Raw genomic sequence first — 23,150 nt, forward strand, 5'->3', positions numbered from 1 at the left:
AACGTGCGTGAGTGACAGGAGATAACGGTGAGCGAGATTGCCCAGACTGACAATTTCAACGACAAAACCATCATCAAGGTAGTCGGCGTCGGTGGTGCCGGCGGTAACGCCGTCAATCGGATGATCAGCGAGGGCCTACAGAATGTAGAGTTTGTGGCCATTAATACTGACGCTAAAGATTTACTGCGTTCTGATGCTGATGTAAAGATTTCATTATCTGATGCTTCGAGCCGAGGCTTAGGCGCTGGTGCTGATCCTGAAAAGGGTGCTAAGGCTGCGCAGGATCATCAATCAGACATTGAAGAGGCACTTAAGGGTGCTGACATGGTGTTTGTTACCTGCGGTGAAGGCGGCGGCACAGGTACTGGTGCAAGCCCAATTGTGGCTCGTGCAGCTCATCAGCAAGGTGCTTTGACTATTGCTGTTGTTACACGTCCATTCGGTTTTGAAGGACCACAACGTGCTGCATCTGCAAAACTTGGTATCGAGAATCTTCGCAAAGAAGTTGACGCGTTGATTGTTATTCCAAACGATCGTCTTTTGGAAATTTCTGATCGTACTATTGGAATTATTGAAGCATTTAAGACGGCAGATACTGCATTGCTCGCAGGTGTGCAAGGCATTACTGATTTAATTACCATGAATTCTTACATTCATGTTGATTTCTCTGATGTTACAGCTGTTCTTCGCGGAGCGGGTACCGCATTGTTCGGTATTGGTGCTGCAAAAGGCGAGGATCGTGCAACTCAGGCAGCTGAAATTGCTATTAGCTCCCCATTGCTGGAAGAAAGCATTGAGGGTGCTCACGGTGCTTTGATTAATATCGCAGGTCCAAGTGATTTGAAGCTTCAGGAAGCTTCTGCTGCAACTGAACTTGTTCGTAAAGCTATTCATCCAGAAGCTCAAATTATTTGGGGTCTTTCCCTCGATGATTCTTACGGCGATGAGGTTCGAGTTACGGTTATTGCTGCTGGATTTGATGCTCATCCTAAGGCGGAGGAGTCCTCAGCTAAAGCTGGTCAGTTTGTTGATATGCAAGCAGATGTTAAGCCTGTAGCTCCTGCACAGTCTACCTCATCTTTCAAAGAGGAAGCTCAAGCTGCTCCACAAGTAGAACAACCTGCTTCTATGCCTTCTATGTTTGAGCCTGCAATGAATCAGCAATATTCTCCTGCGGCAGCTCCTGTACAGCAGCCTGCCGAACCTGACGAATTAGATATTCCTGATTTTCTGCGTTAAGCGTGACGAGAGGAGGGTTGCTTCATGGCTGGCTTTATGAAGAACGTGATGTCATACGTTGGTATGGCAGATGTGCCTGAGGATGATGATTATGCTGAATCTGATGTTCAAGAAACGTCATTCGATAATGATCGCTCGGTAACTCCTGCTGTGTCGCAACATGGTAATGATTTGCGTGGTGGTTCTGCTCGTGCGAATGCTAGTCGTATGAGTCGTATCACTACAATTCATCCTAAGTCTTACGATGATGCGCAAATGGTAGGTCGTGCTTTGCGTGACGGTGTTCCAGTGGTTTTAAACCTTACTGGTGTAACTGAATCGGTTGCGTATCGTATTGTTGATTTTTCTGCTGGAGTTGTATTTGGTGTTCGCGGTTCTATTGAGCGTGTGACTCCTAGGGTATTTTTGCTAAGCCCAGCACAAGTGAATATCAAAGTAGAGGATGCTCCGAACGACAATACTGCGCGTGACTTGTTCTCCTAAAAATTGTATTTGCTAAAGAATTAATTGAGCAGCGTTTGTTTAACAACTTTCGCTGCTTTTTTATACTTTTTGGTAGCATAAAAGCGATGCGTACGAGCATAACTAAAATCATGCGAATTTAAACTAAAGGCATATAGCCCAAATAACGAAAGTAATCTCATGAGCACTGAAAATGAAAACGAAAACACTATGCAAGCCAAGCAACGCACTGTATTGTCGTTTGTGCGTCGTTCTGGGCGCTTAGATGCGCGTTTACAGCACGCTCAGGAGCGTTATGCAAGTCAGTACCTGCTAGACGTTACTGAAGCGCCTGGCTCATTTAGATTGCGCGAAAATTTGAACATTACGCATGATTGGATTAGCGATAAGTGGGGGAATGATAATCCGCTTATTGTTGAAATTGGTTCCGGGCAAGGCGAAAACATTGTTGCTGCAGCTGAACGTTTGCCGGAAACTAACTTTTTAGCGCTTGAAGTTTATGATCCAGGCGTTGCTCACACAATGCTTCTTGCTGGAAAGCAAGGTTTGACTAATCTTCGTATTGCGCAAATTAACGCTCCTGATTTCTTCGCTGCGTGCGACTGCGGAGTTTTAGAAGAAGTTTGGACTTTCTTCCCGGATCCATGGCCTAAAATGCGCCACCATAAGCGTCGTATTGTGCAGCCAGAGCTTGCCTCTACAATACACCAGGCGTTGCGTAGAGGGGGTGCGTGGCGCATTGCTACAGATATTGAGGATTACGCTTTGCATGTGCATGAGATTATGGATTCTCGCGAAGATTTTGCAAATATTGGCGAATTAAACGCAAGTCTTCCAATTGAGCATGTAGGGAAAGGTACAGCTGATACTGCAGCAGCTCTTCCGCACGCAGATTTTAGCGAGTCTGAGCGCTTTGCTGGTCGAGTTCTTACGAATTTTGAGCGCAAAGGCTTGGAAGCTGGTCGCACGATTCACGACTTCACCTACATAGCACAATAATGCTTTGCCGCCGCTGTTCTCGGAGCTTTGCAGTTGTACTTAGCCTCAACACGCCGTGAGTTGCGTACTGCTTTTTTGAGTGTTAATATCATATGGTTTGGTTCGAAGCCCCCTTCGTCTAACGGTTAGGACACCAGACTTTCAATCTGACAACAAGAGTTCGACTCTCTTAGGGGGTACAAATTACGACGCCGCTGGGTTTTCAGCGGCGTTTTTCGTATTTCTGATTTTTGTATTTCTATTTTTACTGCTTACCCTATTTTTGCGCAGCAATTAGTTTTTCATATATTTTTTCTATAAATCGATATAACATTTGACAATGTATTAAATATCACAAAAGGTATATTGTGCTTTTTAGAGATGATACACTTTCTCATTGGTACTTCTGCCCGGGCTGTGTAGGTCAGGAAGTATTCAATTCAGTAATTTACAATGCGCAGCAGCTTAAAAAAGGATTTCCTATGAGCGATATTTTCAATACAAATAATAATGGATTAGAATCATCTAATTGTGTAACGGATCAAGTGGATAGTAATGCTGCTTTTAGTATTAATAGGGTTGTAAGCATGCGTTGGCGTGTTGCAGATATCGCATTAGGTGCTGCTCTTGCTGCTGTTTTTGGCGTTATCTTGTATGGCTATGGCTTGGTGTTTATTCCTTTGATTCGTACTTTGAATGCAGCTGTTCTTCCTGGTTTTGCAAGCATCACGCATGGTGTTTGGTATTTGTCTGGAACTCTTGCAGTTTTGCTTATTCGTAAACCAGGTTCTGCAGTGTATGTAAATGTTGTTGCAGCATTTGTACAGGTGCTTCTTGGAACTCCGTTTAATATGCGAGATACGCTTATTTCCGCACTTTTGCAGGGTGTGTTTGCGGAGATTCCGTTCTTAATTTTCCGTTTGCGAAAGTTTAATTTGACTTTAAGCGTTGTATCTGGATTATTGGTAGCGTTTGAGTATGGAGTTTACTTAACATTTACTAAGTATCAAGGTAAGGCTCCAACTTATATTACTATTCACATGCTTAATGAGCTTATTAGTGGATTGCTGCTTTCTGGAGTGCTTGTGTGGTTTGTGTATTTAGCTTTGCGCAAAACTGGTGCTCTTGATAACTTCGCATCTGGACGTTCTGACCGAGCTTGAAATCATCGGGATTTCAAGCTCAGTAATCCTAAGCAAGGTCAAAAATTCGACTCACTGAGTTGGCGACGTTTATGGGTATGTGCTAATCTAGTCGTTGCTAACTTTGTTAGCGTGGGGCTTTAGCTCAGTCGGTTAGAGCAGCGGACTCATAATCCGTCGGTCCAGGGTTCAAGCCCCTGAGGCCCCACAAGATATTAATAATGCCACTTCATTATGGTTTATGAAGTGGCATTTTTGTATCTTATAATTTAAATTTTATTTTTTGTTCTATTTGTTATTTTCTGCCAATGACAAGTAATCTGGTATTTGTTTTGGATACTTAGGCCATGCTCCTTCTTGAGTGCACACGAATGCTGCAGTATTAACAGCTGCGCGATGCGCCTCTTGTAAGCTTTCTCCTTTAAGAATATGCGCTGTGAATGTTCCTGAGAACGAGTCCCCAGCACCAACTGTGTCAAGAACGTCAACGTGTGGAGTTGGGATAGTTGAGCTTTCTCCAGTGCTAGTAGTAATCGTACTAAAAGTAGAGCCGCCTGTAAGAATCACATAATCTAGTGCATAACGAGCTTGGAACCACTTGCAAGCTTCCTCGTCTGAAGTGTCGCGAATATTGAACATGTCGCGCAATAAGAATAGTTCCGAATCGTTAAGCTTAAATACTGTAGCTTCTTGAAGTAATGTGTCAATAAGATCCTTAGAGTAGTGATCGCTTCTAATATTAATGTCGAAGAACTTCATTGCTCCAGGCTTAGTATGCTTTAACAATTGTAAAATTGTGTCGTGAGTTTCTTGAGAACGTAAGCTTAGAGTGCCAAAACATACTGCATCTGCTCGTTCTACTAAATCAATGAGTTCTCGAGTGTAAAGAATATGATCCCATGCTATATTTCGTAGAATAGTGTACTCTGGTATTCCATTTTTTAGTGTTACTTCTACAGTGCTTGTTGGCCAAGCGTTGCGTTGAATAATTGAAGCGATGCCAGCTTTGTTTACTTTGTCAATCAGCTCATCGCCGAGTTGGTCTTGACCAACAGCACTAATCATGCAACTTTGCGCTCCGTGACACTGTGCGTGATATGCAAAATTTGCTGGCGCTCCGCCAACACGTTTTCCGTGTGGGAGTAAATCCCATAAAAGTTCGCCGAGTGAAAGAACAATTGGCTTAGTCATAAATATTCCTTTCGCGCGCGTCAGTGCAGCAAATTTGTAGAGCTATACTTTTTACTAAATATCTTCTCGCTTCTTCAAAAGCATTTTGATGCAAATTTTGCTTGTAAAAATGCTATATAAACAATTATGGTGCGCCCTTTCGATAAGTAACATGCGCAATGCGTGTTACGTTTCTATAGAGCGCACCATAAGTGCCATATTGCGTACGTTTAACTTAGCTTATGCTGGCGTACTATATTATTATTTCGTTTTATTATATTTTCCTATTACTTTGATTTGCTGCTTAATGTTGGAAAATATCACTTTTGTGAGCTTGTTCAGCCATCCATGCTTCTACATCATCGATTTGCTTTGGAATGTCAATAGAAAGCCATTCTGGACCGTTTTCAGTCATTAGCACATCATCTTCAATACGAATTCCAATTCCGCGCATTTCTTCAGGAAGCATCAAATCGTTAGCTGCAAAGTATAATCCTGGCTCAATAGTGAATATCATTCCTGGAGTAATTTTTGCGCCCTGATAAGACTCATAGCGTGCTTGTGCGCAATCGTGCACATCCAAACCAAGATGATGAGCCACGCCGCAAGCGTGCCAACGACGATGCTGTTGGCCTTCTGGCGAAAGTGATTCTTCAACGCTAACTTTCAAAATTCCCCATTCGTGTAAGTGTTCGGCTAGAACGCGCATGCAAGCATGGTGAATATCGGAGTAGGTTGCACCTGGCTTAGCTGCCTCAAAACCGGCTTGTTGAGCGTCAAGAACGCACTGGTAAAGCTTCTTTTGCAAGTCAGTGAATTTGCCATTTGTTGGGAAAGTGCGTGTAATGTCAGCAGTGTAGAGGCTGTTAACTTCAACGCCGGCATCAATAAGTAGCAATTCTCCGCTGGAAACAACGCCAGTATTGCGCATCCAGTGCAAAATTGGTGCGTGCTTGCCTGAAGCAACAATAGTGTCGTAGCCTACTTCGTTTCCTTCCTCGCGAGCAACAGAATTAAAAGCACCCTCAATCATGCGCTCGGAATGCTCATGACCTAAAGCATTAGGCAAACGCGTAAGCATGCGGTCAAAACCAAGTTTTGTGGCTGCAATAGCTTTGCGCATTTCGCGAATTTCGTAGTCGTCCTTAAGCATTCGTGCTTCTGCAGCGAATTCGTGCAATTTGTCGTCTGCGCAAGTGTTTGCATCTTCATCAGTAAATCCACTTGCTTCGCGCATTGTTTCAACTTTTGCAGTAAGCTCAGGATCCGTTTCTCGAACAATTCGCACGCGAATGCCCTCACCATTAGCGTCGTCGCTTACATTCTTTGCAATAGCGTCGTCAAGTTCTGCAATATCGCGCGTTTCAATGCCGGTCATTGCTTTAAGTTCTTTTAAGCCTGCACGAGGGCCAACCCAATATTCTCCATAGTGAGGATCCTTGTAAAATGCTGAAGTGCTGTTATCTGCGCGTGGAGCTACAAAAAGCTCAGGTACATGTGTTTTTCCAGCCTTAGCTTCTTCGCTATCTTTGTTGACTGGCTCCATAACAAGCACAGCACCAGCCTCATAGTCTTGACCTAATCCAGTGTAGTAGGCAAATGTAGTGTCTGGGCGGAAAGCATAATCACAGTCGTTATTACGCACCTTTGGTTGTCCTGCAGGAATAACTAAACGTTCGCCTGGGAAACGTTTTGAAAGAGCCTCTAAACGAGCTGGAATATACCTACTAGATTCAAGAGCCTTAACTTCTGGCTCCTGGTTATCCCAGTTATTCGTCATAAAATCTTTAAAAGAATCACTGTTTGGACGAAGTGAACGGTTATTTACACGATCTTCTGTCTTTTGTGTTCCGTCAGCCTTTAGCTCTTCGCCGTGCTCAGTTGGCGTATATTCTGCCATTATGAGGCTCCTTAATTTTTGCTTGTTAATTTTTGCTTGCGCAAATTATACAAATAGTAAATAAACAGTCAATAAACTAACATAGTCTTATTTAGTGTTTTATGCGAGTTTTTTAGTGCAAAATAGCAAGATTTTATACGCAATTTACAAAGTGCGTATAAAACGCTTTTGCTATGTGAATATTGTCACAACATATTTATATGCGTGTGTTGTTGGTATCAACTAATCTAGATAGTTGGAAAATGAGTGAGCGAGCGTAAAAATTAGGGGGAGTAGTTATGTCTATTGAAAATCCAAATCGCAATAATGAGCGAATTGTTGATATTGAACGCAATATTATGAGCCGAGCTCCAGAACATAATAAAACTAATCTCGACTTGGACCGCATGCGTCTTATTCTCGATATTTTAGGTCATCCAGAGCAGTCTATGCGTGTTATTCACATAACTGGTACGAACGGCAAAGGTTCTACTGCTCGAATGGCTGAGTCGATTTGTCGAGCATACGGTTTGCGAACCGGATTATATACTTCTCCACATTTGGAGCGCGTAAACGAGCGCATTATGATTGACGGACAGGAAATTAGTGACGATCAGTTCGTTGATGTGTGGGATCAAATGAAAGACATTATCGACATGGTTGACGCTCGCATGGAGGCTGACGGTAAGCCAAAAATGAGCTTTTTTGAAGTGCTTACAGCCATGGCAATTTGGGCTTTTGCGGATGCTCCTGTTGATGTTGCTGTTATGGAAGTTGGCATGGGTGGTGAATGGGATGCCACCAATGTTATGAATGCTGATGCTGCAATTATTGGGCCGGTTGATATGGATCACATGCAATGGCTTGGAAACACTGTTGAAGAGATTGCTCGCACGAAGGCTGGTATTATCAAGCCAAATTGCACTGTTATTTTGGGTCCTCAGCCGCATGAAGCTAAGGTTTTGCCAATTATTAAGGAAGTTGCGGAGCGCAATCATGCTACATTATTGCGCGATTCTTCTTATGGAGATGGCGAGCTTGAAGTTGTGTCTCGTACTCCTGCAGTTGGCGGACAGGTTGTTACTTTGCGTACGCCTCTTGGCACTTATGAGGATGTTCCGATTGACAAGTTTGGCAAACATCAGGCTCATAATGCTTTGGCAGCTCTTGCCGCTGCAGAGGTTGTGCTGCCTGTAAATGGTGCTTTGGATGGCGTTTTAGTTGCAGAGGCTTTAAGCCAGGTTAAGGTTCCTGGTCGTATTGAGCAGGTTCGTACTTCGCCTACGATCATTATTGACGGTGGACATAACGTGAATGCTGCTGAGTCTCTTCGCGAAACTATTGAAGAAAACTATCATTTTGAGCAGCTTATTGGCGTTGTAGCAATGATGGCAGATAAGCAAGTTGAAGAATACTTGGGTGTTCTTGAGCCTATTTTGACGAAGATTGTTGTTACGCGTAATTCTTGGCGCGACCGTGTTATGGATCCAGAAGAGCTCGAAAAGATTGCTGTAGGCGTATTTGGCGAGGATCGCGTAATTCGTGTTGACGAGTTGCCGGATGCTATTCAAACTGCCGTTGATTTAGTTGATGAAGACGATGAGCTTGGTGTGGGCTATGGTCATGGAGTGCTTATTTGCGGTAGTTTCGTCACTGCAGGAGACGCGCGCACAATGCTTGTTGAGCACGTGAATCCGGATCTAAAAAAGCCAAAGGATCAGCGCGTAGCAATCCACCCAAATATTGACGAGTCCTGATAAGCTATTTTTGCTACTTCATTCGCAAAGATTTAGCTTTTTCTACAGTATTTTTTACAAGTACTGCTTGAGCGTCAACTAACGGTATTTGCGGAAGAGGGAAAGCTTCATTAAGCACACTTAATTCTGTGCAACCCAAAATAAGTGCGTCGCAACGGCACGCTCCTGCAGGATCGAGCATGTCGCTTAAAACGGACTCGTAACGGCGTAAATTAAGATCGCCTGTGCCTTTTACATCATCATAAATAAGCGATGTAATGCGTTTTTGTAAATCGTCGTCGGGTGCTACGAATGTGTATCCTGCTTCTTCTATAGCGCGCTGATACACTTCAGCTTTACGCGACCCTGCAGTACCTAAGAAGCCAATACGGTTACATTTAGACCTTGGGTAACGTTTAGAAACTTCAGCTACAGCACCACGTGGCATATGCATAATTGGCACGTCGGTAAGCGCTTGGAACTTATCGTAAAAGTAATGCGCAGTATTGCACGTGAGCACAATAAATGAAGCACCCATCGCAGTTGCTTTAGCTATGTCGTCTGCAAGAGTAGGGAATGGGCTTTCGGATGATTCGCCAACAATATATGCTGTTCTATCTGGCACAGAAGCATCATTGAACACCACATAATCTAAAAACTCTTGATCGTTATGCGCATGCGTTTCTTTATTAAGTAAACGAATATAGCTTTCTGTTGCAAGTGTGCCCATGCCGCCAAGTACAGCAAAAAACGGACGTTTCATTGTCTCATATTCCCTTCAAAGTTACGTAATAATTTTCACGCTTTATTGCGGAAAAATTCTGCATAACGTCTTGTGTAAATTGAAAACATATGACGAATCATCAACCAGCGTAGCAGATTCATATCTTTTTTATATTCTAGCGTAGTGCCCCAATCGCCGCGACGAATCATATTAAGACCGCGCTTCTTTTCATCGCCTTCTGCTACATAATTGCAAAATATCGATCGCGGAATCTCCATCCACAGCTTTTCTCCACGGCCGAACACAGTATTCCCGTCAAAAGGCTTATGGTCAATTAAATCTTCAACAAAATATTTAGCAATATTAAATCCGTTTAAAGTGACGAAATAGCTTGAACGTCCTTGGCGTAAATTGATTTCAAAAAGCTTATACTTTCCGTCTCTCTCATCGTATTTCATATCAAAATTAGCTACGCCAACGTAACGTATATCTTCCAAAAATGCTTTAATATTTTGGAAAACTTCCTCATTGTAGTCTGGAATAATAGCTGCATAATTGCCGATTGCTTCTGGAGTTGGATCCTCCAGTAGAGGGTGTCCTAGAAACATCATGCGCACATGATGATTGCTATCAACGTAAGCATTTAGCACACGCATGCGGCTGTCGTCTCCAGGAATAAAGTCTTGCAAAATCATTTCATCATCGTAGCCAGCTTTGTACGAGCGTTGAATAAGAGTATCAAGTTCTTGCGGAGTATTGATAATAAAAGCTTTTTTACGTCCCTCAAAATCAATATCAAGCCATTTAGTGCTATTTGCTGGTTTCATAGCAATAGGGAAGCTGAATGGCAAATCTTCATAAGCGTGCGCTGCTACTTCTTGAGCGTTTACAACTTTAGTTTTTGGATGAGGAAGATTGTATTTTTCACAAGTTTTATAGAATGAGCTTTTAAGGCTAAGCTGGCGATTGAGCGAATTTGGCAATGTGTGGAAAGCAAAATATTCGTGCAATTCATCACCGCATTGGCTTAGAAGGTTCGCATATACGTCGCCGCAAGGAATAAGCAGAAGCTTGGTATTAGGATGCTCTTGATGCCATGATTTAGCAAAATTAAGCATTGTATTGCGGAATGTAGGAAGTTCTCCAAAGCCTGGAACAATTCTCACATCGACAATTTTGCTAAATTTCGTAGGTGAAAGTTGGAAGTGCGCAAAAGCAATTGAAGTAATGCCATATTCTTCATGGAATGCTCGAGCCATGCCATATGCGTTTATATCGCTACCGAGTAACACAGGTTGGAATTGTTGATTATTCATTTGTATCTTCTTCATTTGTTTTAATTTGTTATTTAACTTGTTTGTTATTTAGTTTGTTAGCTAGCTTGTTATTTAGTTTATGTAGTAATTGCGTTTATTTTATTCGTATATTTTCATACTTTCGCATAAGCGTATTACAGACCAAAAAGACGCTTTATTACGAATGAATCACCCTCATACGGCACATGCTTTCGTTTGTTTTTAATCCAACGTTCATCGCCCTTACCAATAGCAAGAAGAATGTTTAATTTTCCATTTTTTTGTTCGCTGTTTGCAGCATCGTTGTAAGCGTATTCTATTGCTTCAGCTCTGTCGATAATAATGCGTGAAGAAACATTTGGGTCCGTAACATAACTTTGCATATCCTCGCAAATATGCATTACGTCTTCAGTATCAGTATCTTCAGTAGTGAAAATAAACTGTTCTATGCGGTTTTGCGCTGCTTCAACAATTTCTTTACGACGGTCGACAGCTTTATCTCCTGTGGAACCAGTTATTAGCGTAATTCGAGGATTAAATTTGCCGTAGCGCTCTTCTACAAAGTCAAGAACTGATTTTGTAGAAATGTAGTTATGCGCATAGTCGACAACTGCAATCATATTTGAGTGCGTGTCTTTGAAAACTTCCATGCGTCCAGAAATTTTCACGTTCTCAATAGCGTGTAATGCGTGTAAATCAGTATCTTGATTAATTCCCAATTCTCCTGCAATAGCGATTGCAGCTAAAGCATTTTCGTAGTTAAAATCTCCTGCAATAGACAATGCGAATTCGTCAATAGGGCAGTAGTGCACGTCTTCTTCGTAGTCGTTATCTTCATAGTCGTCGTCTTCGCTTGAGTCTCGCATAGCGATGCAATGTGATTCACTATTTTCTACTGGCATTGCAATGTAGTCAGGAGTAAGTAATTCTGTGTAGTCATCATCGTTAGCAGGAGCGCAATAATTTATGCGATCGTCGTCAAGATCATCGAAATTGTCATTTTCGCAAGCGTCGCTTTCTATTTCATCTTTTTTAATGCGAGCAAAAGTTGTTACGAGCACATTGTTGCGTTCTGCATCTTGTAAAAGAAGATCTGCGTGATCTGTATCAGAATTTAATACTAAACGCTTAGTATTTGCAATAATTTGTCGTTTGCAATACAAGTAATCTTCAAAAGTTGGGTGCTCAATAGGGCTAATGTGGTCTGGGCTAATGTTTAAGAATGCTGCAACATCGAATTTAAGACCATATACGCGATTCACCTTATAAGCTTGTGAAGAAACTTCCATAACAAGATACTTCATGCCGTTATCTACAGCTTCGCGCATCATTTTGAAAGCATCAAAACTTTCAGGAGTAGTTAAATTAGATTCAACGTAATTTTTTCCGTCTACGCAATTATCTACTGAAGAAAACAGTGCTGCTTTACCGTGCGAATGGGAGTTTAGAATAGCGTGAGTAAAGTAGGCTGTAGTTGTTTTGCCTTTAGTTCCAGTAATTCCAACAATAGTGAGTTTTTCTTGTGGATTTCCAAAGAATGCTGCTGCAAGCACGCTCATTGCTTTTTTAGCATCCGTAACAATTAAACCAACAGCTTTTGTGTATTGTGCGTAGCTTTGTTCAGCAACATATGCAGCAAGTCCTTTGTTATCTGCATCTAAAAGATATTCCGACTGAAAATTGCCTTTAATAAACAGAAGTGTTCCAGGTGTAATATCGCGAGTATCGTAAGTTGCGTTAGTGAAGCACTCGTCTGCATCAATATTTGGGAAATAATACGGATTTAAAGACCATATTTCATTGCGAGAATGAGTAGAGTCTACAGTTTTTTCTTTAGTATTAGCAGTATTGGCACTATTAGTATCTTCTGCTTTACAATATTGAATCATTTCGCGCAACAAACCATAGTGTTGCAAAATTTCACTTGCGCTTGCTAATGACAACGTGTTATACATGATCATAATTTACTTCTTTTCACAAAATGTTTTATAGCCATGTTCCAGTAATAGGCTCACGCCCGTGAGATTGCAGCCATTGATTGAAGCTATCTCGCCAATTAATATAAGCTTCGCGCTGCCAATCCATCATAGTATTCAGCCTCATGCAACTTACTGACTCATATAGTTTGCTCATTGGAGCAATCAAATCAAGAGCTGCAACTGTGTCTGCTGTAGCATCGTGGAAATCTCCGATTGGTTCAACTCCATAAAATTGAGATGTAATAGTGAGAGTGCGCTTGCCGGATCTTCTAGAAACAGCTCTATCGATAACAAGAGGATCAACAGTAAGAATGTCATTAGCGTTTAGTGCATGTATTGAACAAGTTGCGCGTTCTTCTAACGCAGTAAGATGCCAACGCTTCAAGTCGTGACGTAACATTGCAATATCAAATGGAGCGTTATAAGCAAGTAGTGGAATATTCTTAGCTTGAGCTATGCTTACTGCGCGCGCAAGGAATTCAAGTTCCTCTTCAGGCTCTCCGCCGTGTTCTTGAAGGTATTCGTCTGTGAAACCATTTACTTCGCTTGCTTTAGGATTCATAGGCTGATGAGGGTTAATTAACCAAGTTGATACCACATCTCCAGCGTGAGCTAGTTCAGGATTGCGTAATACTAGAGTTGCAGAAACAATGGCATCTTTACCAATATTTGCACCTGTAGTTTCAGTGTCGAAACCAAGTAACCATGATTCAGCAAGTAATGTATTCTCAGCTTGCTTAGGTGCTAAATCTAAAGCATTTAACAATTCTTGAATATGAGTTGGCATAGTCACAATACTACCGCAATGTCACGCAATGTCACACTATGCCGCGCTGCATTATTGTGCTGCGATGTGTTATCATCTCGCGCTGCGCTACACTATGCAACACGACAAATTAGTAGCTATATGTGCAAAGTAAAAGTATTATTGACTATATGAGTGAGCAAATCGAGAAGACAAATGTTATGTGCTCTAAAAGCGTAAGAGCTAAAAAACAAAGTGCAAAAAATTGTAATGCTCGCTTATTTAGTGATCGTTTAGTAGATACTAAGCAAAGTTCTGCAATGGAAAGTCGACGCAAAAGATTTGAACAACTTGTATCTACTTGCGTTGATCCTTTGTACACTCAAGCTATGCGTCTTACGCAAAATGCGCAGGATGCGCAAGATTTAGTGCAAGATACTTTTGAGCGTGCTCTTAAATCTTTTGAAACTTTTCAGCCTGGCACAAATTTTGCTGCCTGGATTAACAGGATTGAACGAAATTTGTATTTTAATCAGTACGCGAAAGCAAAACGAAGCCCTAAACGTGCTAACGATGAAACTGGCGACTACAATGATTGGGATATTTATGAGGCTTCTAATCATTGTGCAAAAGGAATGCTTTCTGCTGAACAAGAATATTTAGAAGGGTTTGCTCCACAAGAGATTATTGCTGCGCTTAGTAAGTTGCCGCCTGAGCGTAGAAAAGTTTTTATTGAAGTCGCTATTCGAGGTAAATCTTATAAACAAATTGCCCAAGAAGAAGGCGTAAAAATAGGCACTATTATGAGCAGACTTAACCGCGCTCGCATGCAACTTAAACGTGAGCTTTCTGATTATTGTGGTGAATAAAAGTATGCTAAAACGAAAAAGCCCACGATTGACGTGGGCTTTACAGTATGTATAAGCGAATTTATAGCTTAAGCATTTGGCCTTTTGCCATGATTCGCTGCTTTTTTACGACGCGCCTTGCGCTTGCGGCCACGCATACCCATAATGCACTCCTTAACGATTAATGAACAACCTTAGGGATTATCGCACGTTGCCAAGACGTTATATTTGTCAACGTACTAATCTCGTGTGAGTAATCACTTGTTAGTAACAATATTTGCAGTAATAAAGCTTATGTTGCTTATGCTGCTATATCAGCTACAGTTGCGTTTAATAATGTTACGATATCTTGAGGATTAAGAACTACGTCCAATCCTCGTTTTCCTCCAGAAACAAGAATCTCATCAAATTGCATTACGCTACTATCTAGTACTGTTTCATGGTGCGTTTTTTGTCCGAATGGTGAGATTCCGCCAACTACGTAGCCGCTTTCTCGTTGCGCAACTTCTGGGCTTGTCATACTTGCTTTCTTTGCGTGTACTGCTCCTGCAATTGCTTTCATATTGAGACGTCCGTTTACTGGAACAATTCCAACTACTCGCTTTTCACCAGTGTCAACCATAAGAGTTTTGCAAACTTGAGCTGCGCTTACGCCTAGCTTCTCAGCAGCCTCAATTCCATAGCCGTCGTCCATGTGATCAGCGTCATGCTCGTATTGCGCTATGCGGAAGGTGATGCCTGCGTTTTCGAGTTGCGCAATAGCTGGAGTTGCTTTTCCGGTTTCTGCATGTTTTTTACTCATTTTGTTACCGTGCCTTATACTCAACTGTCAAATTGTGTTACATGATATGCTATACCGACTGTTGACTTAGTGTATATTAAACATATAAACCCCTTGTGGAGCTTAGAAAGCAGCACAAGGGGTTTATATATTAAATATTCGCACAACCAGCTATTGCTGATTGATGCTTAGCGAAATCACTCGGAGATTTCAGCGAAGTAAAGAAGAGTGCGAATCATGTTGGAAGTGAAGCCGTACTCGTTGTCGTAGAAGGTAACGGTACGAGCCAAAGTTACACCGTCAACAGTGTTCACGTCGGTCTGAGTTGGATCGAAAACGCCACCGTGGGTGTCGCCGATGATGTCAGAAGACACGATGCTGTCTGCATTGTAACCGAAGTACTCGCAGTTTTCGAAAGCCTTCTTGAAAGCGTCGTTAATTTCTTCAGTGGTTGCTGGCTTCTCAAGAACAGTGGTCAACTCGGTAACAGAGCCGTCTGGAACCTGAATGCGCTGTGCGTGACCCTGGAGCTTGCCGTTAACTTCTGGCACAACCTTGCCGATTGCCTTAGCAGCGCCGGTGGAGTGCTCAATGGTGTTGCAAGCTGCGGAACGGTTATTGCGTGGCTTAGAGCCGCGTGGACCGTCGAGAATCATCTGAGTGCCGGTGTAGGCGTGAATTGTGGTCATGAAGCCGGACTTGATTCCCCAGTTGTCTTGAAGCAACTTCACCATTGCAGCCATGGAGTTGGTGGTGCAAGAACCAGCGGAAACAATGTTGTCAGAAGCCTTCAAGATTTCGTGATTAACGCCGAACACAACTGTTGGAGTGGTTTCATCCTTAGCAGGGGCAGAAATAAGAACCTTCTTAGCACCCGCGTTCAAGTGAGCCTGGGACTTTTCTGCAGAAGTGTAGAAACCGGTGCATTCGAGAACGAATTCAACGCCATCGTTCTTAACCCATGGAATGTTATTTGCGTCTTTTTCGGCGTAAACCTTGTAAGTCTTGCCATCTACAACGATTGCGTCTTCGGTGGAGGTTACCTCAACTGGGGTGCCGTCATCGTGGCGGAATGTGCCGTGGGTGCTGTCATACTTGAGCAAGTAGGCGAGCATCGAAGGGGTGGTCAGATCGTTGATGGCTGCGACTTCGATGTCACCTGCTTGACCGCCGCGAGCCTGAAGCTCAAAAATACGACGGAATGCGAGACGACCGATACGACCGAAACCATTAATACCAATCTTGACTGTCATGTGGTTCTCCCTTGAGTGAGACCTCGTGCGCAACGTTTTAAGTCGCGCTATTTTCGCGATGAAAACTCACGCATTTAGGTCATCGTTATTTGAATTAACGGTGTTCATTTTAGTGTGCGGTATGTACGAAGAGTTGTAATATAGCTCACTTTTATTGCAATCATGCACTATGAGAACAGTGAGCGTTAACATGCTGTGTTTTATGAGTGTTTTTGTGAATTTTTTGATAGTTTCCAGTTGCGTTTTTGCATAACATTTTACGAATCAATATTGTTCAATTGAACAACGAGTGTAATTTTAAAAAGAAAAAGGCTGACGAGTTTTTCAAGTAAAAGAACCTCGTCAGCCATTTGCATAAACTAAAGTTTGCGCCTATTCGTTATACGTCATTGCTTCAGCAGCTGCAGTAGTCGAATATGTTGGAGTAGTCTCGCTTTCAAGAGGAACTGCTAATGCCTCAGATATAGAAGTATCGACTTCGCCTAAATCTCCAATTGGTCTTTTAAACCAGCTTACCTGTGGTAATGGAGCATTAATAGGGAAGGTTACAATAAGTGTTCCTTCATGAACGTCAATATGAGCAGGCGTATCATTTAATAATTCGTTACTTAAACCTTGTACTGCATCTCCATGCATGGTTGCGTGTTTAAGCTGATACTTTAATCCAACTTCATTTACATCATTAGAAACTGGAGTATGAGAAAAAACGGAAACTATGCGCAAATCATCTCCAGATGATGCTGGAAAATCAAGAGATCCATCATGTATTGCTGTAACAATTTGACCGTCGCCGTACAAGAATCCAATTCCGCCGCGGCGCGCTAAACGAACCATAAGTTGAATATTAGAAATAGTATGGTCAACTCGACCACCTAATCCTCCAAAAATATGAAATTCTCGAGCGCCTTTAGCCCAACCGACTTTCAACGCAGAAAGTAAGTCAGGATCATCTTTTTCTGCAGGCAATCTAGTAATAACTGCATCAGTAGGAAGTTTTAATCTAACAGAGTCAAAATCGCCGATGAGCGCATCCACATGCAAACCTAATTTACATGCATGATCCCAGCCTCCATCAGCTGCAATTGTTAAAGCGCGATCTGGCACATGTTCACGCGTATGATCGTAATAATCTCCTGCTGCTAATACTACGCAGCGTTGCAAAGGTTCCATAACAACATAATAACGCTGCATTTGTACTGATGACATACATTTATAACAAGAGTTTATAAGCGTAGTGTCAATCAACATTTGACTACGTTTTATGCCATTTTTCGGATTTGATATTAGCGCATTTGATTGTTTTTTATTCCGGCAAATACAGGAATTTTTAGACTAATACTCGCTTAACATAAAGTGCTTGGTGTAGTATTGCATGGCAAGTTAGATTTTCCAAGTTATTATGGATTTTCGTTAATTATTTGCTAGTAGACTAACGTAATGCTGTGTTGTATATTCTACGAGGAGAAATAAATGTGCGGAATTGCAGGGTTCATTAATGACACCCCAATTAACGTCAAAAGCCAAATTGTAAAAGATATGACAGATGTGATTGCGCATCGTGGTCCTGACGAATATGGAACTATGATTGACGAACATGCAGCACTCGGTTTTCGTCGACTTAGCATTATAGATCTTCACGGTGGATCCCAACCTATGTACAACGAGGATGGGAATCTTGCAGTTACTTTCAATGGTGAGATTTATAACTACAAGCCACTTCGCGAAGAACTTATTAAAGCTGGTCACACTTTCCACACTGATTGCGACACAGAAGTATTAGTGCACGGCTACGAAGAGTGGGGTAAAGGCTTACTTAATCGTTTACGCGGAATGTTTGCATTCGTTATTTGGAACAAAAGTACTCAAGAATTGTTCGGCGCTCGCGACCATTTCGGTATTAAGCCTTTTTATTATGCGCAAATGAATGGTACTTTTATGTACGGATCCGAAATTAAATCTTTACTGCGCCATCCAGATTTTAAGAAGGAGCTTAACGAAAATGCGCTTAAGCCGTTTATGACATTCCAATATCCTGCAATTAACGAAACTTTCTTCAAGGGCGTTTTTAAGCTGCGTGAAGGTAATTGCTTTACGTATAAGAATGGCGAAATGAAGATTGAGCAATATTACGATCCTAATTTCAAAGAAACAAAGCAACGCTTGAATGAATTAGTTGATTCTATCGATAAAACAGTTTGTGATTCTGTTCAAGCTCACCAAATTGCGGATGTTGAAGTTGGTTCGTTCCTTTCTTCTGGAGTTGATTCAAGTTATGTTGCAGCTGTTGCACGCCCTGAACACACATATTCTATTGGTTTTGCTGGTGGAAGATACAATGAATCCAAACAAGCAAGCGAATTGGCAAAAATTATTGGCTTAAACAATAAATCTGAAATTATTGACGCTGCTGACGCATTCCGTTATTTTCCACAAATTCAGTGGTATTTGGACGAACCTGATTCTAATTTCTCTTGCGTCCCATTATTCTTCCTTGCAAAATTAGCTTCGCAAGATTTACGCGTTGTGCTAAGCGGTGAGGGAGCAGATGAATTATTTGCAGGATACATTGATTATGGTGTTCATACGCGTTCTAAACTTATTAAAGTTGTGACTCGCATGCTTGCAAAGTTGCCAAAAAAGTTGCGTTACGCGATTGGTCGAGCTGCAAAGGGTAAGCATTTCCACGGAGCGTGGCATTTGTACGCTAATTTGGCTCCAGCTGAGGAGCATTTTATCGGTCAGTCAAAGGTTTTCAATGAGGAAGATGCTGTAAAACTTTTGAAACCTGAGTATCGCAAGGGTCCTAGCGTTCGCAGCATTGTCGATGCTATTTACAATAGAATTGCTGGTAAGGGACTTTCTGAAGTGAAGAAAAAGCAATATCTTGATATGCATCAATGGATGCCAGGAGATATTTTGCTTAAGGCAGATAAAATGACTATGGCACATTCTTTGGAGCTTCGCGTGCCTTTGCTTGATCGTGTTCTTATGGATGTTGCAGAAAAAGTTCCTACTAAATATTTAATTACTGATGAAAATACGAAGTTTGCTTTCCGACAAGCTGCTTCCCGTCATTTGCCAAAAGCTTGGTATGACAGAGAAAAGCTTGGTTTCCCTGTGCCAGTTAAGGATTGGTTGCGTGAGGAACGTTTTTATAAGATTGTTCGTAAAACGTTTGAAAGTGACGATGCTGCTAAATTCTTCGATAGAGATGCTTTACTTCGTATGATTGACGATAATTATGCAAAGAAAAATGACGATCGCCGTAAGATTTGGACAGTTTACACATTCCTGACTTGGTATGATGTGTACTTTAATCACGATGGATTGAAGCCTGAGCCAATGCAGTTAGCGTAGAAATCGCATAGTTCTAGCTTTGATTTGTGGCAGTCAAAACACGTTTCGTGTGTTGACTGCCTTTTTGTCAAGGCTTCTAGTAGAATAGATATTCGGCTTGAGTAATCAAGAAAGTGGGATGTCCCCACCTGGAAGCCTACTGTGGTTTCGGGTTCATGACTTCGGTCACGCAAGTTAGCTTCTTGTGCTGCTTGCTGCGCTGTTATATAGCGTTTTATTGATATGAAGTAGTGAATCTTAAGCTCTTGGACTTCTTGGTGTATTACATCTTACAAGTATTTAGAAGGATTGGAGTCATCATTAGCGACGAACCACGCATTAACGAGGAAATTCGAGTCCCTCAGGTGCGCCTTATTGGTCCAAAGGGCGAGCAAGTGGGAGTTATCGCAACCTCTGTCGCGTTAAACCTTGCAAGGGAAGCTAACCTCGATCTTGTCGAAGTTGCACCTACTGCTAAGCCTCCAGTAGCCAAGCTTATTGACTACGGTAAGTACAAGTACAACGAAAAGATTAAGGCTCGTGAAGCACGTCGTAATCAGACTGTCGCAGAGGTTAAGGAAATTCGTTTCCGCCTCAAGATCGACGATCACGATTTCGATGTGAAGAAAGGTCATGTGCTTCGTTTCTTGAACGGCGGAGACAAGGTAAAAGTAACTATTATGTTGCGTGGCCGTGAGCAATCTCGTCCGGTTGGTGGCGTTGAATTGTTGCGCCGACTTGCAGATGAGGTCTCTGAAAGTGGCACAGTAGAGTTTGCGCCAAAGCAAGAAGGTCGAAATATTATTATGACTCTTGCTCCAAAAGGCAAGAAAATTCATACACAGTCTGAGCAACGTCGTCGTGGCGCTGAATCTCGCGCTGAGCGTCAAGCTCGTCAGGCTGCTCGTCTTGCAGCTAAGCAAGAGGTTCAGTCACAAGCTGCAGCTGCAGTAAATGCTATGCAATCCGATCAACATCACAAGGAGGGCAGCAATGCCGAAGATGAAAACTAATTCCGCAGCGTCCAAGCGCGTTCGTCTTACCGGTACCGGTAAGGTGATGCACGATGGTAGCGCCATGCGCCACAACTTGGAGCACAAGTCGGCTCGTAAGCGTCGTGCTCTTTCTGAAGATAAAGTATTGGCTACTGCGCAGAGCAAGAAGCTTAAGGGCTTGCTCGTTAAGTAAGTAACAAGTAAGAATTGCTTGTAAACGAATACGCAATCGAAAATTTTAAGAAAGCTGAGGAATACTTATGGCACGAGTAAAGCGCGCAGTAAACGCTCACAAGAAGCGTCGCGTTGTTCTTGAGAGGGCTTCTGGCTACCGCGGTCAGCGCTCCCGTCTTTATCGCAAGGCAAAGGAACAGCTGCTCCACTCATTCACTTATAACTTCCGCGACCGCAAGGCTCGCAAGGGTGATTTCCGCAAGTTGTGGATTCAGCGCATTAACGCAGCAGTTCGCGCTGAAGGCATCACCTACAATCGCTTCATTCAGGGCTTGCACTTGGCAGGCATCGAATTGGATCGTCGCGCTCTTGCTGAGCTCGCAGTTTCCGATATTGAAGCTTTCAAGGCTGTTGTTGAAGCTGCTAAGGCTGCGTTGCCAGCTGATGTAAACGCTCCAGTTGAAGCCTGATTTTGCTTTAATAGAGTTTTATTTTAAGCCCACCAATTCAGGTGGGCTTTTTCTTTAAATCAACAAATTTACTTATTAGCTATAATTATTTTTATGCGCTCAAATCTTGATTCTGACAATAGGAAAAATAATATTCCTGAAGAGTTTGCACTTCATATTCAACGTTTTATTGCGCATATTGATATTGAGCGTGGTCTTTCGAAAAAAACAGTATCTGCATACGCTTCAGATTTGCAAGATTACACATGCTGGCTTTACGACGAACGAAAAATAAAAGATATTACTACTATTTCTCAATTAGATATTGAATCATATATTCGAACTTTGAATGAATTAGGGTTGGGGACTAGGACAGTTGCGCGTCGACTTGCAAGTATTCACGAGTGGCATCGCTTTATGCTTGCTCATGGTGACATACAAGCTGACGTTTCAGCGCAAGTAAAAGCTCCAAAACAAGCAGACTACTTACCGGATGTTTTAAGTATTGAAGAAGTAAATAGAGTTATTGAAGCTGCAGGGAATTTTGGAAGTTCCGATGCTATTTCGATTAGAGATACTGCGCTTCTCGAGTTTTTATACGCTACTGGAGCGCGAATTTCGGAAGCAGTTGGCGTAAAATTCGAAGATATTGATTTAAATGAGTCCGTTGTAAAACTTACAGGTAAAGGCTCTAAGCAGCGTTTAGTTCCGATTGGTGGGTGTGCTGTTCGTGCTCTTCGTAACTATATGGAGAAATCTCGCCCAGAATTAGCGTCCAAGGGCAAACGTGAATTGCACACAATTTTCTTAAATAAGAGAGGTAATGCACTTTCTCGCCAATCAGCATGGGCAATAGTAACGCAAGCTGGCGAGCGTGCAAAACTTGACAAACCATTGCATCCGCATACGCTGCGCCATTCTCTTGCCACGCATCTTATTGCAGGTGGTGCTGATGTGCGCACAGTTCAAGAGTTACTTGGACATGCTTCAGTTACAACAACTCAAATTTATACGCATATTAGTCCTGACGCATTAGTTGAAGCTTACGTAATGAGTCATCCTCGAGCTAAATAATTTTATGCTCAGAGTTTCGTGAGTATACCTGTTGATAAAGTGGGGAGCATGCCTACTGATTTACTTGGACGCGAATACGAAACTTTTCATGCACCAGAGCCGTTAACTTCACACGGTCCTGCTCGCATTATTGCAATGTGCAACCAGAAAGGTGGAGTTGGTAAAACTACAAGTTCCATTAATATTGCTGGCGCACTAAGTCAGTATGGTCGTCGCGTTTTGATTGTTGATTTCGATCCGCAAGGTGCGGCAACAGTTGGACTTGGAATTAACGCAAATGCGCTTGATAATACAGTTTATACGGCATTATTTGATTCGTCTGTGGACGTTCACGACGTAATTCGTCATACTGAAACAGAAAATATTGATATTATTCCTGCAAATATTGATTTATCTGCAGCTGAAGTTCAGTTAGTAACCGAAGTAGGACGAGAGCAAATATTAGCAGGTGTATTACGCAAAGTGCGTGACGAATACGACGTTATTATAGTTGATTGCCAGCCTTCTCTCGGCTTGCTTACTGTAAATGCGTTAACAGCAGCTGATGGCGTGATTATTCCACTTGCTGCAGAGTTCTTTGCTCTTCGAGGCGTGGCTCTTCTTATGCAGTCAATTGAGAAGGTACAATCTCGTATTAATCCAAATCTTAAAGTATTTGGAGTTCTTGTCACTATGTATACTCGCACGCTTCATAGTGAGGAAGTGTTGCAGCGCATTTATGAAGCTTTCCAAGATAAAGTTTTGCATTCCGTGATTTCGCGTTCTATTAAGCTGCCAGATTCTACAGTTGCTGCAGTTCCTATCACTATTTTTGCTCCTGAGCACAAGACTGCAAAAGAGTACCGCGAAGTTGCGCGTGAGCTTATTGCTAAAGGTGTTGTTGCTTAAGTT

General features: G+C 42.2%; 22 protein-coding genes and 2 tRNA genes. 14 read left to right on the plus strand and 10 right to left on the minus strand.

Annotated features, from left to right (window positions below; genetic code table 11):
* Positions 1-27 precede the first annotated feature (27 nt).
* The 6 genes from ftsZ (at position 28) to HXT50_RS00200 (ending at position 4,029) form a co-directional block, all read left to right on the plus strand.
* Complete coding sequence (gene ftsZ, locus HXT50_RS00175; RefSeq protein WP_032835254.1) at positions 28-1,239, plus strand: cell division protein FtsZ; 1,212 nt, start codon at positions 28-30, stop codon at positions 1,237-1,239.
* A 24-nt stretch (positions 1,240-1,263) separates the two neighbouring features.
* Complete coding sequence (locus HXT50_RS00180) at positions 1,264-1,722, plus strand: cell division protein SepF (protein ID WP_004105139.1); 459 nt, start codon at positions 1,264-1,266, stop codon at positions 1,720-1,722.
* Positions 1,723-1,881: 159 nt separating this feature from the next.
* Positions 1,882-2,700, plus strand: a complete 819-nt coding sequence (trmB, locus tag HXT50_RS00185) for a tRNA (guanosine(46)-N7)-methyltransferase TrmB (protein ID WP_410297418.1) — start codon at positions 1,882-1,884, stop codon at positions 2,698-2,700.
* Positions 2,701-2,807: 107 nt separating this feature from the next.
* Positions 2,808-2,879 (plus strand) — tRNA-Glu (locus tag HXT50_RS00190).
* Positions 2,880-3,161: 282 nt separating this feature from the next.
* Positions 3,162-3,842, plus strand: a complete 681-nt coding sequence (locus tag HXT50_RS00195) for an ECF transporter S component (protein WP_032842304.1) — start codon at positions 3,162-3,164, stop codon at positions 3,840-3,842.
* Positions 3,843-3,955: 113 nt separating this feature from the next.
* A tRNA-Ile gene (locus tag HXT50_RS00200) sits at positions 3,956-4,029 on the plus strand.
* An 80-nt stretch (positions 4,030-4,109) separates the two neighbouring features.
* On the opposite strand, the gene HXT50_RS00205 is transcribed toward HXT50_RS00200, so the two are convergent.
* Together HXT50_RS00205 and HXT50_RS00210 are read right to left on the minus strand one after the other, a co-directional pair.
* A complete protein-coding gene (locus tag HXT50_RS00205) occupies positions 4,110-5,012 on the minus strand; it encodes a carbohydrate kinase family protein (RefSeq protein ID WP_004105130.1) in 903 nt (300 codons plus the stop codon).
* Between the two features lie 283 nt (positions 5,013-5,295).
* Positions 5,296-6,891, minus strand: a complete 1,596-nt coding sequence (locus HXT50_RS00210) for an aminopeptidase P family protein (protein WP_004573905.1) — start codon at positions 6,889-6,891, stop codon at positions 5,296-5,298.
* A gap of 278 nt (positions 6,892-7,169) precedes the next feature.
* Here HXT50_RS00210 and HXT50_RS00215 point away from each other — a divergent pair, with 278 nt between their 5' ends.
* On the plus strand, positions 7,170-8,627 hold the full coding sequence (locus HXT50_RS00215) for a bifunctional folylpolyglutamate synthase/dihydrofolate synthase (RefSeq protein WP_421776858.1): 1,458 nt from the start codon (positions 7,170-7,172) through the stop codon (positions 8,625-8,627).
* Between the two features lie 13 nt (positions 8,628-8,640).
* Here HXT50_RS00215 and HXT50_RS00220 read toward each other — a convergent pair whose 3' ends face one another.
* The 4 genes from HXT50_RS00220 to HXT50_RS00235 all read right to left on the minus strand — a co-directional run bounded on the left by HXT50_RS00220 (position 8,641) and on the right by HXT50_RS00235 (position 13,391).
* Positions 8,641-9,369 carry an aspartate/glutamate racemase family protein gene (locus HXT50_RS00220; RefSeq protein WP_421776859.1) on the minus strand — a complete coding sequence of 243 codons (729 nt, stop codon included), beginning with the start codon at positions 9,367-9,369 and terminating at the stop codon, positions 8,641-8,643.
* A 35-nt stretch (positions 9,370-9,404) separates the two neighbouring features.
* Entirely contained in the window at positions 9,405-10,646 is a 1,242-nt protein-coding gene (locus tag HXT50_RS00225) for a carboxylate--amine ligase (protein WP_116442641.1), read from the minus strand.
* Positions 10,647-10,780: 134 nt separating this feature from the next.
* Positions 10,781-12,586 carry a UDP-N-acetylmuramoyl-L-alanyl-D-glutamate--2,6-diaminopimelate ligase gene (locus tag HXT50_RS00230; protein WP_421776860.1) on the minus strand — a complete coding sequence of 602 codons (1,806 nt, stop codon included), beginning with the start codon at positions 12,584-12,586 and terminating at the stop codon, positions 10,781-10,783.
* A gap of 25 nt (positions 12,587-12,611) precedes the next feature.
* Complete coding sequence (locus tag HXT50_RS00235) at positions 12,612-13,391, minus strand: exonuclease domain-containing protein (RefSeq protein ID WP_032842302.1); 780 nt, start codon at positions 13,389-13,391, stop codon at positions 12,612-12,614.
* A gap of 149 nt (positions 13,392-13,540) precedes the next feature.
* Here HXT50_RS00235 and HXT50_RS00240 point away from each other — a divergent pair, with 149 nt between their 5' ends.
* Positions 13,541-14,218 carry a sigma-70 family RNA polymerase sigma factor gene (locus tag HXT50_RS00240; protein WP_174191522.1) on the plus strand — a complete coding sequence of 226 codons (678 nt, stop codon included), beginning with the start codon at positions 13,541-13,543 and terminating at the stop codon, positions 14,216-14,218.
* Between the two features lie 68 nt (positions 14,219-14,286).
* On the opposite strand, the gene HXT50_RS00245 is transcribed toward HXT50_RS00240, so the two are convergent.
* From HXT50_RS00245 to HXT50_RS00260, 4 genes are all read right to left on the minus strand, one after another.
* Positions 14,287-14,361 carry a 50S ribosomal protein bL37 gene (locus HXT50_RS00245; protein ID WP_369803150.1) on the minus strand — a complete coding sequence of 25 codons (75 nt, stop codon included), beginning with the start codon at positions 14,359-14,361 and terminating at the stop codon, positions 14,287-14,289.
* 137 nt (positions 14,362-14,498) lie between these two features.
* Positions 14,499-14,999, minus strand: a complete 501-nt coding sequence (gene ybaK, locus HXT50_RS00250) for a Cys-tRNA(Pro) deacylase (protein ID WP_004105119.1) — start codon at positions 14,997-14,999, stop codon at positions 14,499-14,501.
* 176 nt (positions 15,000-15,175) lie between these two features.
* On the minus strand, positions 15,176-16,231 hold the full coding sequence (gene gap / locus HXT50_RS00255) for a type I glyceraldehyde-3-phosphate dehydrogenase (RefSeq protein WP_004573912.1): 1,056 nt from the start codon (positions 16,229-16,231) through the stop codon (positions 15,176-15,178).
* Between the two features lie 372 nt (positions 16,232-16,603).
* Positions 16,604-17,401 (minus strand): thiamine diphosphokinase, encoded by a 798-nt coding sequence (locus HXT50_RS00260; RefSeq protein WP_032835267.1) that lies wholly within the window; start codon positions 17,399-17,401, stop codon positions 16,604-16,606.
* Positions 17,402-17,701: 300 nt separating this feature from the next.
* Here HXT50_RS00260 and asnB point away from each other — a divergent pair, with 300 nt between their 5' ends.
* From asnB to HXT50_RS00290, 6 genes are all read left to right on the plus strand, one after another.
* Entirely contained in the window at positions 17,702-19,588 is a 1,887-nt protein-coding gene (gene asnB, locus HXT50_RS00265; RefSeq protein WP_004105112.1) for an asparagine synthase (glutamine-hydrolyzing), read from the plus strand.
* Positions 19,589-19,842: 254 nt separating this feature from the next.
* The gene (gene infC, locus HXT50_RS00270; RefSeq protein ID WP_064621401.1) at positions 19,843-20,580 is read left to right on the plus strand and encodes a translation initiation factor IF-3; all 738 of its coding nucleotides are present in this window, start codon (positions 19,843-19,845) and stop codon (positions 20,578-20,580) included.
* Positions 20,561-20,755, plus strand: coding sequence for a 50S ribosomal protein L35 (rpmI, locus tag HXT50_RS00275; RefSeq protein WP_004128670.1), 195 nt, complete (start codon positions 20,561-20,563; stop codon positions 20,753-20,755). Before infC ends, rpmI begins: the two co-directional genes overlap by 20 nt.
* Positions 20,756-20,822: 67 nt before the next feature.
* Positions 20,823-21,206 (plus strand): 50S ribosomal protein L20, encoded by a 384-nt coding sequence (gene rplT, locus HXT50_RS00280; protein ID WP_004105106.1) that lies wholly within the window; start codon positions 20,823-20,825, stop codon positions 21,204-21,206.
* Between the two features lie 93 nt (positions 21,207-21,299).
* On the plus strand, positions 21,300-22,259 hold the full coding sequence (gene xerD / locus HXT50_RS00285) for a site-specific tyrosine recombinase XerD (RefSeq protein WP_004105098.1): 960 nt from the start codon (positions 21,300-21,302) through the stop codon (positions 22,257-22,259).
* A gap of 48 nt (positions 22,260-22,307) precedes the next feature.
* Entirely contained in the window at positions 22,308-23,147 is an 840-nt protein-coding gene (locus HXT50_RS00290) for a ParA family protein (protein ID WP_004105096.1), read from the plus strand.
* The last annotated feature ends 3 nt before the right edge of the window (positions 23,148-23,150 follow it).

The sequence above is a fragment of the Gardnerella sp. KA00243 genome (genome assembly GCF_049244105.1).
In the GTDB taxonomy this organism is placed as follows: Bacteria; Actinomycetota; Actinomycetes; order Actinomycetales; family Bifidobacteriaceae; genus Bifidobacterium; species Bifidobacterium leopoldii.